The 14,290-nt window shown below is 51.9% G+C and carries 14 protein-coding genes, 2 tRNA genes and 1 pseudogene; 7 read left to right on the plus strand and 10 right to left on the minus strand.

Annotation, left to right across the window (positions count from 1 at the left end):
• Window positions 1-5: 5 nt before the first annotated feature.
• Window positions 6-1,832, plus strand: a complete 1,827-nt coding sequence (locus C4885_RS05305; protein ID WP_113999335.1) for an antirestriction protein ArdA — start codon at window positions 6-8, stop codon at window positions 1,830-1,832.
• 649 nt (window positions 1,833-2,481) lie between these two features.
• Here C4885_RS05305 and C4885_RS05315 read toward each other — a convergent pair.
• The 4 genes from C4885_RS05315 to C4885_RS05330 form a co-directional block, all read right to left on the minus strand.
• On the minus strand, window positions 2,482-2,814 hold the full coding sequence (locus C4885_RS05315; protein WP_113999337.1) for a DUF6050 family protein: 333 nt from the start codon (window positions 2,812-2,814) through the stop codon (window positions 2,482-2,484).
• 71 nt (window positions 2,815-2,885) lie between these two features.
• Window positions 2,886-4,229, minus strand: a complete 1,344-nt coding sequence (locus C4885_RS05320) for a relaxase/mobilization nuclease domain-containing protein (protein ID WP_113999338.1) — start codon at window positions 4,227-4,229, stop codon at window positions 2,886-2,888.
• Complete coding sequence (locus tag C4885_RS05325) at window positions 4,190-4,519, minus strand: MobC family plasmid mobilization relaxosome protein (protein WP_113999339.1); 330 nt, start codon at window positions 4,517-4,519, stop codon at window positions 4,190-4,192. Before C4885_RS05325 ends, C4885_RS05320 begins: the two co-directional genes overlap by 40 nt.
• 194 nt (window positions 4,520-4,713) lie before the next feature.
• Window positions 4,714-5,082 (minus strand): helix-turn-helix transcriptional regulator, encoded by a 369-nt coding sequence (locus tag C4885_RS05330; protein WP_021738115.1) that lies wholly within the window; start codon window positions 5,080-5,082, stop codon window positions 4,714-4,716.
• A gap of 141 nt (window positions 5,083-5,223) precedes the next feature.
• Here C4885_RS05330 and C4885_RS05335 point away from each other — a divergent pair, with 141 nt between their 5' ends.
• The 6 genes and pseudogenes from C4885_RS05335 to xerC all read left to right on the plus strand — a co-directional run bounded on the left by C4885_RS05335 (window position 5,224) and on the right by xerC (window position 10,040).
• Window positions 5,224-5,403, plus strand: coding sequence for a hypothetical protein (locus C4885_RS05335; protein ID WP_005335797.1), 180 nt, complete (start codon window positions 5,224-5,226; stop codon window positions 5,401-5,403).
• A gap of 50 nt (window positions 5,404-5,453) precedes the next feature.
• A complete protein-coding gene (locus tag C4885_RS05340; protein WP_113999340.1) occupies window positions 5,454-6,140 on the plus strand; it encodes a response regulator transcription factor in 687 nt (228 codons plus the stop codon).
• The gene (locus C4885_RS05345) at window positions 6,137-7,168 is read left to right on the plus strand and encodes a sensor histidine kinase KdpD (RefSeq protein ID WP_113999341.1); all 1,032 of its coding nucleotides are present in this window, start codon (window positions 6,137-6,139) and stop codon (window positions 7,166-7,168) included. The genes C4885_RS05340 and C4885_RS05345 overlap by 4 nt, the downstream gene beginning before the upstream one ends.
• Window positions 7,169-7,311: 143 nt before the next feature.
• Window positions 7,312-7,978: pseudogene (locus tag C4885_RS05350) on the plus strand (ABC transporter ATP-binding protein).
• A gap of 14 nt (window positions 7,979-7,992) precedes the next feature.
• Window positions 7,993-8,760: a hypothetical protein gene (locus tag C4885_RS05355; RefSeq protein ID WP_242979494.1), complete on the plus strand. Its 768-nt coding sequence runs from the start codon at window positions 7,993-7,995 to the stop codon at window positions 8,758-8,760.
• 125 nt (window positions 8,761-8,885) lie between these two features.
• Complete coding sequence (gene xerC / locus C4885_RS05360) at window positions 8,886-10,040, plus strand: tyrosine recombinase XerC (RefSeq protein ID WP_371681625.1); 1,155 nt, start codon at window positions 8,886-8,888, stop codon at window positions 10,038-10,040.
• Between the two features lie 187 nt (window positions 10,041-10,227).
• On the opposite strand, the gene C4885_RS05365 is transcribed toward xerC, so the two are convergent.
• The 6 genes from C4885_RS05365 to C4885_RS05390 form a co-directional block, all read right to left on the minus strand.
• A tRNA-Arg gene (locus tag C4885_RS05365) sits at window positions 10,228-10,304 on the minus strand.
• A gap of 25 nt (window positions 10,305-10,329) precedes the next feature.
• Window positions 10,330-10,397 (minus strand) — tRNA-Arg (locus tag C4885_RS05370).
• Window positions 10,398-10,655: 258 nt separating this feature from the next.
• Window positions 10,656-11,600 carry a glycoside hydrolase family 25 protein gene (locus C4885_RS05375; RefSeq protein WP_113999343.1) on the minus strand — a complete coding sequence of 315 codons (945 nt, stop codon included), beginning with the start codon at window positions 11,598-11,600 and terminating at the stop codon, window positions 10,656-10,658.
• Window positions 11,601-11,737: 137 nt separating this feature from the next.
• A complete protein-coding gene (gene ymfI / locus C4885_RS05380; protein WP_113999344.1) occupies window positions 11,738-12,478 on the minus strand; it encodes an elongation factor P 5-aminopentanone reductase in 741 nt (246 codons plus the stop codon).
• Window positions 12,471-12,992 (minus strand): nucleoside deaminase, encoded by a 522-nt coding sequence (locus C4885_RS05385; protein WP_113999345.1) that lies wholly within the window; start codon window positions 12,990-12,992, stop codon window positions 12,471-12,473. The genes ymfI and C4885_RS05385 overlap by 8 nt, the downstream gene beginning before the upstream one ends.
• Window positions 12,993-12,996: 4 nt before the next feature.
• Entirely contained in the window at window positions 12,997-13,929 is a 933-nt protein-coding gene (locus C4885_RS05390; RefSeq protein ID WP_147237765.1) for a CPBP family intramembrane glutamic endopeptidase, read from the minus strand.
• Window positions 13,930-14,290 lie beyond the last annotated feature (361 nt).

The following is a 14,290-nucleotide window of genomic DNA, read 5'->3' on the forward strand; positions in this document are numbered from 1 at the left end:
CTGATATGCCATATTACGATCACGACAAGGATTATCCCTTTGCCGCCTTTATCACCAATCTTGGGAAGTACAATGAGGGCGAGCTTGTGGGCGAGTGGGTGAAGTTTCCCACCACCGCCGAGGAATTGAAAGAAGTGTTTAAGCGTATCGGGATTGGCCAGAAGGATGACTTCGGCCAGCCCTATGAGGAATGGTTCATCACGGACTATGATTGCTATGTGGACGGTCTTTACAGTAAGCTGGGTGAATATGAAAATCTGGACGAGCTGAATTATCTGGCATCGAAGCTGGATGAAATGAGCGAAAGCGAATACGCACAGTTTCAGGCCGGTATGGAAATGGGCGACCATTGCGGCAGCCTGCAGGAGATCATCAACCTCACCGAGAATCTGGATTGCTATGAGGTTTACCCCGATATCCATGACTATGACGATCTGGGCCGCTATTACATCGAAGAACTGGACGTTATGCAGGTGCCAGAGCATTTGCAGAATTACATCGACTATGAGGCCTACGGCCGGGACGTTGCGTTGGAGGAAAACGGCACCTTCACGAATCAGGGCTATGTGCGTGATACGGGTGACAGTTTCCATGAGTATTACGACGGTGAGCGCGGCAGTATCCCCGACGAGTACCGGGTGATGACCTTTCAGGACGATCTTCCCGAAGAAGAAAAATCCGAGTGGGCTATGGATATAGCCTTTGACATGGACGAGTTTTTCCGTCAGAACGATCCGCAGTATGCAGCGGAGCACCCGGAGGCACACGCCGCAAAGGAAGAACTTTACGAAAACCTGATGGCAGGGCGCATTTCCGCTCTGGATGAAAAGCTGGCGGCACTGGGGCAGACGCAGGAGGACTATCTTCCTTCGGAGATTGAAAAGTTCAAGGATGCCACGGGCTATGAGGAATTTCTTGATTTTGACCCAGCGGAGGTCAAAGCCGCTTTGGATAAGCCGGAGAAGTCCCATGCGGATGAAATGCTGGCCGCTGCGGAGAAGGTTGCCTCGGAAAAGATGACTGTGCTTGTAGTGGAGCCTATGAAGGAACCCTATGTGAAGGAGATCGACCCCGATCTTCATTCCCTGCAGGCGGAGGTCGGCGGAGACATTGGCGCAACTTATCCCTATTCTGACCCGGTGGCGCTGGTTTGCAATGATGAAGGAAAGCTCATCGGGCTTAATCTGAACCGTGGGCTGCGGGATGAAAATGGAGAAATTTATGATATCGTAGCAGGGACTTTCCTGGTGGTTGGACTTGGTGAGGAAGATTTTGCGTCCCTGTCCCCGGAACTGATTCAGAAATACACGGAACAGTTCAAAACGCCGGAACGATTTATGCAGATCAATGGCAATATCGTCGTTCTCCCTGTCCCGGCAGAGAAACAAGACCTCGCTTTTCTTCCAGACCGTTTTGAAACTGGCGAACGTGTGCAGACACCGAGGGGCAGCTTTCAGGTGACGGCTATGAGCCGGGAGCAGATGGAGGCAGCCGGTTACGGTGTCCACCATATTTCCGATGATAGAAAGTACCTTATCATGGGAAACGGCACACGGGCCTTTGCCGTGGCAGCGGAGCAGCCGGAAAAGGACAATCCTCTCCGCACGGCAGAAATGACGCTGGAGGATGACTACGGCATGATCGACGGCGTTATCAACAACGGCAGACGCGGCGAGGAACTGGAGAAGGCGCAGGAACACGCGGAGCAGACGAAGCCGGAGAAGCCTTCCATCCGTGAGCGGTTAGAGGACGCCAAACGGGAGTGTGCCGAGCATAAGCCACCGGAGGGCAAGAAGCCCGGCCGTGATGTGCCGGAGCATGACTGCCTATGAGCCGAAGCAAGAAATGGCGGCTGGAATGGGCGTTCTTCCTGGGTGACAACGGCAGGCGGCAGTATAACCATATCTGTAAAAAATGTGTTCACGGCTGCAAGCAGAGTTTCCGGGCGTGTCTGGTCGCTTGTCCGCATTACAGTTCCAAACGGTCTAAAATCTGTGAGGATATGGGTGGAAAAAACACAGAATAATTCCCTGTATCCGTATTTTCAAAGGGAGCCTTTATGATTTTTCATGTGTCGGTCTGCTTGCTGGCACATGAAGAAAAAGGCTTGATTTCAGACACTTTCTGTCACGCAAAACGGGAGTACAGCTTTTCGGTTCATCCGATTGGCTGTACTCCCGCTTTTTCTTTTTGCTATCATCAAATTACTTTAACACGGTTCTGTTGTTTGAACAGGGGTACAAATTGTACCTCCGTTGAAAAGGAATTTCCATAGTATTTTCTCATTAGGATTGGATAGGAAAGGATGGATAGCCGCCGCAGTAGGCGTTGTGGGAATGTGTGTAAACTGCCAGAATTGTGAGGCTGTGGGAAAGCTGTTTGCAGACTTGTGGGAAAAGGCTTGTCTTTTTCCATCAGGTTGTGAATGGCTTTTCCATCGGCACGAGCGGCAGTTTTCCATATTTCCATGACGCAAGAAAATCATCCAACGATCAGCCGGTACACCGTCAGCGGCACATACCACACCGCCACAATAAGCCGCCAGGCCAGAACGAAACCGCCGATTACACCGCCGATAATAAAGTTCAATGCAAACAAGGCGATCCCTCCACCCAGGGAGCCGCCGCCCGGCACGATCCAGAGGCACATCCGATGGAGGCCAAACGGCAGCCCGCAGAGTATCCAGAGCCATACATAGTCAACCTCTCCGTTCTTCACGCAGGCAGATTTGAAGATACAATACAGGATCAGTGCCACGGTCACGGGCAATACGCTTTTGAAGAAAAATGCTTTGATTGCTTCGCTTCTTGTCATCGGTAAAACCTTCTTTCGCAGCTCCATTATACAGGATGCCGGGAGCTGCGCCCAGCGTCTTTCAGAGAAAATTATTCAAGTTCATGTCGCCGCTGTTGTTCCTGTTCCTTTGGAACGGTCAGTAGTGCATCTACATTCTGTTTAACAGTATCGTATTCCTGGGCTTCGGTTCTTGCGGTTTTGTACTCCGCAAGAAGGCGTTCCTTTTCTGCGCTGAGAGTGGCAAGCTCCGTTTTCATGCTTTCTGTTGTCGGCAGCGGTACAGCCCCCAGCCGTTTCAATTCTCTGGCGGCCGCTTCAAAAAGGATGATCTCGCTCTCATGCCCCCGCAGGAGCTTTTCTTTATCATTCGATTTACGGTATCGGTCATAAAGCGGCTTTAGCTGACGGTAAGTTTCAGCGTGCTTCATCACAAGGGCAAGTTCGGCACTTCTACTTTCTATCCGCTTGATTTCTGCATGAGAGGTATCCCTGCGTGCGGATACTGCGTTCAATTTGCTTTCCAGTTCTCCATAACTGCTTATCCCGTGTTCCGTCAGGAAATTCATGGTCTTGGCGGCCTGTTTCAGATTGTTCAGCTTCGCCCAATGGGTGAAGCCTGCACTCTGCTGTGCCTTGATGTTGTTCTGGATATCAATGAGTAGACTGATCTTTCCGTTCCGCTGTTTTGGCTGGTGGGAAGGTCTGGATCGTCCGGCGATCCGGGCGGCAAGGGCTTCTTCGGTGTAGTCAACCCCCAGCGTTTTCAGACGGGTGAACCGTTCCTGATCCGGTGCTCTGGCAGAGATATACTTGCCGCGCTTGATCTCATAACCTTCTCTCTGCAGGCGGCGAAGCAGTTCTTCCAGGTTGGAACAGGCTGGCAGGAGCCGGTCGATGGCCGCTTTCAGCTTTGCCTTATAGCTGGTGCCGTTCTGCGTAGCCTGATGTTCAATATAGCTCTTGCCCTTGTCCTGTCCAGGAATAATGACAGACAGACCATGTTCCTTGCAAAGCCGGTCGGAGGTGCGGCGGATATCGTGATAGCTTCGCTTGTTGGAATGATAGTGTTTATGATCCGCAAAGCTGACCGCATTGAAAATCAGGTGGTTATGAACATGATCTTTGTCTATATGGGTGGTAAGTACAAATTCATACTTGCCGCCCAGGATTTCTTTTGCAAGCTCCATGCCGATCTCATGGGCTTGTTCCGGCGTAACCTCCCCAGGCTGAAAGGCTTGGATCAGGTGACGGCCCAGGTTCGTTCCCTTGTCGATGGCATGGCAGCGGGTCCAGGAAAATTCGATATCCGCAGTTTCGGCGGCACAGCCATAGGAAGAAACAAGCAGCTTTCCGTCCGTCTTTTCCGGGTTGCAGATATAGTCAATGGCTGCTTTCAGCGTTGATTTGATAGGATGTGTCTTTGTAACTGCCATATCTCGTCCAGCCTTTCCCGTATCTCGTCCATATCGGCCTGATACGCAGGACCTCCGGCGTTGATCCGCTTGGCTATCTGGTTGATGTTCCTGCCGATGGCGGACAGTTCCGAGGTAAACGCTTTGATCTCCGTGGTGTCGGTGTAGATGATATACCCGTCAATCGCCATCTTTCGGAGGTAGGCGCCATATCTGCGTGTCGGTAACTGGCTCATTTTTTCGTCTATGAGCCGTTTTTCATCCTCCGTGACATAGAATTTCATTTGAATATTCCGCTTTCGGTTTGCCATTCGCCGCCTCCGTTCTTCATAAGGGTTTGGGACTATCCCAACAAGCAATTTTGAATTTCCGGGTAAGGGACCTGAAAATCTCAAAATTCGCAAGCGGGTACTCGCTTGCTGTGCTTGCTACCGTATCTTATCCCTACTTATAAAGCGTTTCGGAAACCTCAAAATGCCCGCAAAATAAGAAAAACAGAGGATGTTCAGACACCCTCCGTTTCTTCATTCGGCTTTTCAATTTTTAAGGCCCCGTCAATGGCACCCTCCACGATAGGCAAATACTGTTCCGGGCAGAGCTTTAACTTCTGTCCGACCCGCTGGCGCAGCTCGCTTTCCTCTCGCATGACCTCTGGATTGAAATATCTCTCCATCGGCAGGCCGCAGATTTTTACAAGCTGTATGATGACCGGCAGGCTGGGGATCGTGCCCTCGTTTTCAATGTTGGCAAGATACCTGGTATCAATATTCACCTTTTCGGCTAAATCTTTTCGTGCAAGGTTCTTCGCCTTCCGTGCTTCTTTTACATCTGCACCGAAGGTTTCAAAGCCAGGGCAGTCTTTCACTTTTGCCATTCAACATCACCCACATACATTCTATATTTCATAGTTTGCGCGTGGAATGATGTGATATCCATTCTGACTACATTTTATAATTCATATCTTTAACCTTGTATTCTTCGAGCAGACGAAATATAATATTTTAGGAGGTGCAAAATGGACTATATAACATTAAAAGAGGCAAGCCAAAAATGGAATGTTACGCCGCGCCAGATAAATTATTTGTGTACATCTGGGCGCATCCCCGGTGCTGTAAAAATGGCGACGATTTGGCTTATTCCTAAAAATGCAGAGAAGCCAGTAGACAGGCGGAGAAAAGAAAACAAATCTCAGTGAGGTTTCTGTGACATTTGGGTGCTACACTGAAATTGAAGGAGTGTGATACCATGCGAATTTTAGTAGTCGAGGATGATCGGCTTTTGAATAATACTTTATGCTATAACTTGAATACTGCGGGCTATGTTGTGGACTCTGCCCTGACAAAATCAGCAGCCAGTGATTTTCTGACCAAGCAGGACTATGATCTGATCGTGCTGGATGTAAACCTGCCGGATGGGAACGGCTTTGATTTCTGCCGTGAGGTAAAAGAACGCCGGCCGGATACGGCGGTAATCTTCCTGACCGCAAATGATATGGAGAGCGATATGCTCAAAGGCTATGAGCTGGGCGCAGAGGACTATGTGACCAAGCCATTTCCTATGAGCGTCTTTCAAAAAAAGCTGTCCGTAGTGCTGGGGCGGCTGGCGAAACAGTCTGGCGGCGGTGATAGCTATGAGGACGGTGCGCTGTCCATCAATTTCTCGGAGATGACGGCTTCCCTGTCCGGTAAGGCGCTGGTGTTCACTCCGCTGGAATACCGGCTGTTGAAAATCCTGACCAAAAATCCGCAGAATGTTTTGACAAGGCAGGTGCTGCTTGAAAAGCTGTGGGATGCCGATGGGAACTTTGTGGATGAACACGCCCTGACCGCGGCTATCAGCCGGGTGCGGAATAAAATTGAAACGGATGGACGCCAGTACATCAAGACGGTGTACGGCATGGGCTATATGTGGATCGGAGGGGCGCTCAAATGAATATGCGAAAACTCTCCATCAATAAAGCCTGCGTTCTTTTGGGAACGCTTTTGCTGCTGGCAGTGGGCGCAGTCTGCACCACTGTTTATCTACTGACCCGGAATATAATCGCTGTCCGGTGTGTGTTCCTGTTCAGCCTCTTTGTGCTGCTCTGCGTCATCTTCTTTGTGGCGCTGATCCGCTGGAAGCTGGTTCAGTTCTCCGATGCCTTTTGTGGTCAGATGGATGATATGCTCTCCGAAAATATGCAGCCGAAGCAGACGACCTGCGAAGAAAGCCTGTTCTACAAAATCAACTATCGGCTGGGGCGGCTATATGAAGTCATGCAGGAAAATAAAAACAGCATCGCAAAGGAACGGACTGACCTGCAAGAGCTGATCTCTGACATCTCTCATCAGGTCAAGACCCCGATTGCCAACTTGAAAATGATCAACAACACGCTGCTTGAAAATGAGGTTCCTCCGCAGAAGCAAAAGGAATTTCTGACAGCCCAGGCCAGCCAGCTTGATAAGCTGGACTTCCTCATGCAAGCCATGATTAAAACCTCCCGACTGGAAACGGGAGTCATTTCGCTGGAGCAGAGACAGCAGCCGATTTACGATACCCTTGCCGCTGCCCTAGGCGGGATTTTGCTCAATGCCGAAAAGAAAAAGATAGATGTGCAGGTGGAATGCCCGGAGCATTTGGATGCACGCCATGATAGAAAATGGACAAGCGAAGCCCTGTTCAACATTCTGGATAATGCTGTGAAATACACCCCGGCAGGCGGGCAGATCCGTGTGTCGGTGGAAGGCTGGGAAATGTATGTGAAGATCGACATTGCCGATACCGGCATCGGCATTTCAGAGCAGCACCAGGGGACGATTTTCAAGCGGTTTTATCGGGAAGATGTGGTGCATGATGTGGACGGTATTGGAATCGGTCTGTATCTGGCCCGTGAGATTGTGACCTTGCAGGGCGGTTATATCCGGGTAGCGTCTGAGGTTGGGAAAGGCTCAACCTTTTCTGTTTTCCTGCTCCGAAAGTAGAGTAAGCACACCCCGAAAATTGAAATGTCACAGATTCGTGACATTTGGGGCTGAATTTAGCGGAAATTTTTTGTGGCTCGTGACATTTCTGTGAGGTTTGGTCGTTACAATGGGTTTATCAAAAAGAAAGGATGGTGTTCTCTATGAGCATTTTGCAAACGACTGAACTGAAAAAATATTATGGCGCAGAGCCGAACATTACCAGAGCCTTGGATGGTGTGACCCTCTCTATTGAAAAAGGAGAATTTGTAGCTATCGTAGGAACCTCCGGCAGTGGTAAATCCACGCTGCTGAACATGATCGGCGGATTGGATGTGCCCACCTCCGGCCAGGTGGTCGTGGATGGCAAGGAGCTGTCCAAACTCAAAGACGAGGAACTGACCGTTTTCCGCAGAAGAAAGATCGGCTTTATCTTCCAGAACTACAATCTGGTACCGGTGCTGAATGTCTTTGAAAATATTGTGTTGCCTGTGGAGCTGGACGGAAACAAGGTAGACAAGAAGTTTATGAACGAAGTAGTGCAGATGCTGGGGCTTGAGGATAAGCTGAACAATATGCCCAATAACCTCTCCGGCGGCCAGCAGCAGCGCGTAGCCATTGCCCGCGCCCTTGGTGTCAAAGCCCGCTATTGTCTTGGCTGATGAACCCACCGGCAACCTGGACAGCAAGACCAGCGCCGATGTGCTGGGGCTTCTGAAAACTACCAGCCAGAAATTCCACCAGACCCTCGTAATGATTACCCATAACAGTGAGATCGCCCAGCTTGCCGACCGCATTATTCGGATCGAGGATGGTAAGATCGTGCAGTAAAGGGGGGCGGGACTATGAATGACATTCTATTTGGCAACAATAATTCCAAAGTAATTACCAAGCTATCCAAACGCTATTTCAAGAAGAATAAGGTACGCAATCTGGCTGCACTGCTGGCAATTATCCTGACTGCTTTCCTGTTTACCTCTATCACTTCCCTGGCGTTCAATATGGCGTCCTCCATCCAACTCTCTCTGCAAATGCAGAAAGGCAGCAAGGCGGATGGCACTTTGGGGTATATGACGGAGAAACAGTACGAGCAGCTTGTAAACAGCGATTTTGTGGACCAGGCAGGACACCGGCGTATCATTGGCTATGCAAGCAACACTTCCAGCCATTCCATTGAAATCAATTATGAAGATAGTGTGCAGCAGGAACTGACCTTCTGTGTGCCTACCCACGGAGCTGCACCGGAGAAAGCGAATGAGATCGCTACTACGGATTTGGCGCTGAAGGCGCTGGGTGTAGAACCTGAGATCGGCGCAGAGGTTCCGTTAGAATTTGAACTGCGGGGGAAAACTTATCATTACGATATGGTGCTTTCCGGCTGGTGGGAAGCAAGCAATGACTCTGTGAGCGTTGCGACTGTTTCAGAGCAGTTTATAAAAGAAAATCCCGATGTGGTTCAGAACACTTATGCGGTAGACCATGTAATGTCCGGCGTTACTTTTTCCGATGTCGTGCTGAAGAATAAAGCAATTCCGTTGTTTACAACTATGTGGACGAAAACGGAGAAACCAAACAGAAGTGGGAAACCTGGCATACCCACAAAGAGGCCTTAAAGCGCAAGGCGGAAATCGAAAATCAGCAGCACACGGGAACTTTTCTCCCGCCAAGCAATCAGACGATCACCGAGTTCCTTTATGACTTCGTATCTCTTTACGGAGAAAAGAAATGGGGCGTGTCTATGTATGACAGCCAAACGGCGCTGATTGCCAACTATATCAATCCGATCATCGGTGATATGGAGGTACAGGCGGTTACTCCCCGTGCGGTTGACGGTTATATCCAGACCTTGCAGAAAACCAAGTCGGTGTCTACCAAGACCCGAAAGGCTGTTACCACCTATGTCAGCGACAAGACCATTGAAAAGATCATCAAGCTCCTGCGGTGTGCGTTTAAGCAGGCGGTACGATGGGAAATCATTGCAAGAAATCCCTTTGACAATGTGATCCTCCCGAAAACGGAGTATGCGAAACGGGATATCTGGACAGCGGATATGATCCGTCTTGCCCTGGACAAATGCACGGACAGCAAGCTCTATGTAGCAATGAACCTTTCCTTTGCCTGCTCTCTGCGCATGGGTGAAATCCTGGGGCTGACCTGGGAGAACGTCCATATTTCCGATGAAGATATTGCGGCGGATAATGCCTATGTCTACATCGACAAGGAGCTGACGAGGGCTTCCAAACGGGCGATTGAAACGCTGGGTGAGAAGGATATCTATTACATCTTCACTCCGCTTATGCCGAACACCAGCACAAGAATTATTCTGAAAAAGCCGAAAACCGATTCCAGCATCCGTAAGGTGTGGCTGCCGAAAACGCTGGCCTACATTCTGCGGGAGTGGAAGAAATCCCAGGACGAGCTGAAAGGTTTCCTGGGCGACGAGTATCAGGACTTCGATCTGGTGGTGGCACTTCCCAATGGACGGCCCTGCGAGGATCGGATCATCCTCAAAGAGTTTGCAAAGCTCCGTGAGGACGCAGGGCTGCCGAAGGTGGTCTTTCATTCTCTCCGTCATTCCAGTACCACCTACAAACTGAAACTGAACCACGGCGATCTGAAAGCCACTCAGGGCGATACGGGTCATGCCGAGATCGACATGATAACCAGTATCTATGCTCACATTCTGGACGAGGATAGAAAGGTCAATGCTCAGAAATTTGAGACAGCCTTCTATGCCAAGCCTGATCTTCGCAATGTCCGTCCGCCGGAGGAACCGGCAAAATCGGAACCTGCGACCCTGAACCTTGAAAGTCTTGTGGAGCAGCTTCAGAAGTCGCCGGAGCTTGCAAGTGCGCTCGCAGCCCTGATAGCGGCGCAAGCCCCGGCAAAGTGATCCGAAAAATCGAATTAGCAAAACGCAGAATTTTCTTAGCAAATTTCTGAAAAGCGTTCGAGTCCAATTAGCAAATATACATCATGCGGCGCATAAAAATCTCCCGGTAACGGAAGTGAAATTACCGGGAGAAGGAGGAACAAAAAAACGCTGCAAACCCCGAAAAAAGGCTTGCAGCGGTGCTTTCTGGCGTCCCAGAGAGGATTTGAACCTCCGACCCCACGCTTAGGAGGCGTGTGCTCTATCCAGCTGAGCTACTGAGACATTTATAAGTTTTATGCAATTTTCAAGGCTCAAAGGAATCGAACCATCTGCCGCTTAGGAGGCGTGTGCTCTATCCAACTGAGCTACTGAGACAATTTGAATCAGGCAGCTGTGCGCGATGCAGGAGTACAACTGCCCTATTATTATAAACGCAACCCTGCAAAAAAGCAAGACATAATACAAAGCCGCCCGCACAGCAAAATTGTGTGGGCGGCTTTGCGTTTAAGTTATACGGAAAAGGGGAGCACTCAGGCAAGACCGTCCAGCCATGCGGTGATGCTTTCGGCGGCAAAATTGATGTACGGGTACAGGGATTGCAGGTTCCGCAGGCTTTTGTCATTACCGCATCGCTTATTCCAGCGCTGCCTTTGCGGCGGCAATTTTGGCGTTGGCTTCGGCCAACTGGCGGGAACAATCGTCTGTGGTGTCATCGCGCTCTAGGCGGTTGCGGTCCCCAATCAGGGCGGTCCAATACTGGCCACCGTTATATTCAAACACGACCCAATCGTACCCGTTGTATTTTTCCTTGGTGATCTGGGTAACCGGGTAGCTGCCCAACGGCAGGTAGCCCACCACATCGTTCAGATTGGCGGTATAAAAATATTCTGTGTTGGAACCAAAAACCGTGAGCTTATATCCGCTCACGGTTGTCATGTCTGGCCCATCGCTGCCATACCCGTTAAAATTCCCGGCGCGTATCGTGGGCAGATAGTCCTGATAGCTGTAATCCAGATCCACCGCGCCGGTAATGCCGCTGACGGTGCCGGAACCGGAATACTGCCACATGCCGTACTGCCCGGTGTACCCCAGGCTGGAGCGGTAATCCGCCACCCAAAGCGGATAGTTTGCCAGCGCGGAAGCATTCATATACGAGTTGATGTAGTTGGTGTAGCTGTACCAGCCCGCGTACCATTTGCGCTGGTTCAAAATATCCATGGCGTATTTGACCAGGTTCGTCAGCTGCGGTTTGCCCAGGCTGGTCAGGCTGCGGGCCTCCACATCTACAAACACCGGGTATTCCAGCTGTAAGCCCTCCAGCGCGTTCAAAAAGGTGGTCAGCTCCCCGGCAACAGCGCTTTCGGTGCGGGCATAGGTGTAATAATAAGCCCCAACCCGCAGCCCGGCGGCATGGGCGCCGTTCACGTTTTGCAGAAAATAGGGATCCACATACGCGCCGTTGTTGTTGCTGGACCCAATGCGTACAATGGCAAACTGTTTGCCCGCCGCGGCAACGGCACTCCAGTTGATGCTGCCCTGATACCGGGAAACATCGATCCCCACCTGAAACAAAGCCATACAAAAATCCCCCTCCCAGGATTGCCTGCCGTGCAGGTGTATCCTACAGCATGTTATGCTGGAAAGGAGAGGGAAGTGAATCTTATGAAATTGCTGCCGGAGCATTCATGCGGCGGCGCTGAATAAGCAGGGACGCGTTAAATCACAATGCCGCCGTTTACGCCGAGCACCTGCCCGGTGATGAACCCGGCCCCGCGCCCGGCCAAAAATACCAGCGTGCGGGCAACTTCTTCCGGGGTGCCAAGGCGCTCCACGGGGGTCTCTTCCGCCAGGGCAGCTTTGTCCTCTGCGGTAAAGCTGGCCATCATGTCGGTTTCAATCACACCGGGAGCCACGCAGTTCACCGTAATGCCGGAAGGACCTTCCTCTTTGGCGAGCGCCTTGGTTAGGCCGATCACACCGGCCTTTGCGGCGGAATAGTGTACTTCGCAGCTGCCGCCGGTCTGGCCCCACATGCTGCTTACCAGCAGAATGCGGCCGTATTTTTGGCGGATCATGCCAGGCAGCACGGCGCGGCATGCATAAAACACGCCGTCCAAATCTACCCCCATCATGCGGTGCCAGTCCTCATCGGTCAGGTCAGTGAAGAGTTTTTGCTGGGCAATCCCCGCACAGCATATCAGCGTCTGCAGGCTGCCGAACTGCTGCAGTGCTTCCTGTACCGCGGCATTCACCTGGGCGGAATCGCTCACATCGGCGTGCAGAGCCACAAAGCGCCCGCCGGGGTTCAGCGCCTGTGCCTGCTGCACAACATCCAGGGCAGCATCTTCGCGGCTGTTCCAGGTAAAGGCAACATCGTACCCGGCGCGGGCAAACTCCAAAACGGTGGCGGCACCAATGCCGCGGCTGCCGCCAGTAATCAATACATGGTCATTCATGGGGGTTCTCCTCATTTTGCAGCGGGGCTGCCTGCTGGGCGCGCTTTTCGGCTTTCAGCTTCAGCCGTTTGGCTCGCAGTCCGGCAAAAAACTCTTGTAAAAGTGCCTGGGCTTCCTCTTCCAACAGGCCCTGCTCCATAACAGGGTGGTGGTTAAATGGTAAAGCAAACAGATCCGTCAAAGAGCCGCAGCACCCGGCCTTGGGGTCGCGGGCACCATAGACCACCCGCTTTAACCGGCTGTTGATGATGGCCCCACTGCACATGGGGCAGGGCTCCAGCGTAACAAACAGCTCACATTGCCACAGCCGCCACCCGCCAAGGGCTTTGCAGGCTGCGTCGATGGCAAGCAGTTCGGCGTGGTAGATGGCATTTTTGCCGCTCTCTCGCAGATTGTGGGCACGGGCAATGATCTCGCCATCCTTGGCAACCACCGCGCCAACGGGCACTTCACCCAAAGCGGCAGCGGCGCGGGCTTCTTCCAGCGCGGCCTGCATCAGTTGTTCATCGGTCATTGCGTTACCCCACACGGTACAGGTACACCGTAAGGCCCATCAAAAACAGAACACATACGGTATACGGCAGGCTGGTAAAAACGGCCAGCGGCTCCATGCCGCCGCGCAGCCCGGCGGAAAAGCTGAACCCCTGCGCTTTGACCCGCCATACCAGAAAGAGCGCCGCCAGCGGCAGGGCCACTAGCAAAATCAACTCATACACCACGGCAAGCTGCTCCGGCGCATATTGGCGCAGATATAGGCTGAGAAACGCCAAGGTATTGTTGATGAAATGCAGCAGCATGCCGGGAAGAATACTGCCGCTGCGCTCAACCAGCCAGCCCAAAAAGATGCCGCACACCAGCGCGGTAATGCTTTGTGCCAGATCCAGGTGCAGCAACGCAAACAGCAGGGCAGGGGCAAAAATCGCCACGCTGCTGCCGCTGGGGCGCATAATGCCCTGCAGCGCCCCGCGGAAATAAATTTCCTCCAGCACAGCGGGCACTACACACAGACTGAAATAACGAATGAACAGATCCAGGCCACCGGCGGGCAGCGCGGTGCTGCTGGTGGTAACGCCCAGCCCACGGGCCAGCAGCCCGCCGAACAGGTTGCCCGCGTTGGCCAGCCCCAAAAACACCACCAGGCAGAACGCCGGGCTCCAGGGGGCGGGCAGCAGAATGCGCAGATCCTGCGTTTGCAGCCGGGTGGCGCGCAGCAGCCACCACAGCGGCAGCACAATAGAACCCACTGCCACCACAATGCCCAGCAGCCCCTGCGCGGCCACGCTGAATCCGACCGGGTCGCTCAGGCTGGCACCCTGCACCCGCATACCCATCAGGGCGGAAACAAAAATAGTCAATAGATCCTGTACAAACAGATAAGCCAGCGCGGCCACCGCGCACAGCGATGCCGCCCCCCGTACACCGCGGGGATTGGAGAGTGTTGATTTTGGCAAAATACTTCCTCTTTCTTTTCACTGTACTATATAAAGATACGTTCCATATAATTCCGGCACAAAACGCGGCAGATGATACCAGTAACAATAATAACACGTTTGCGGCGCTTTTACAACGCGGCGCAGCCCGGCCCACGGAAAAACGGCAAAACAAAAACCCGCCGGTTGTGCGGACCGGCGGGTAGGAGAGGAAAATAGAGGAAGGAATGTTTTCTATACAGAGAAAATCCATCAAGGCTGTGCGGGCCTTGACTTTATGCTATTATAATAGTACAGTATTTGTGTGAAGTAAAGCTCAAAAAGTTCACATGAAAGATGAACGAGATTCATCAAGACGCATCAGAAAACAAAGAAGGTAAAG

This window comes from Subdoligranulum sp. APC924/74, from assembly GCF_003324125.1.
GTDB lineage: Bacteria > Bacillota > Clostridia > Oscillospirales > Ruminococcaceae > Gemmiger > Gemmiger qucibialis.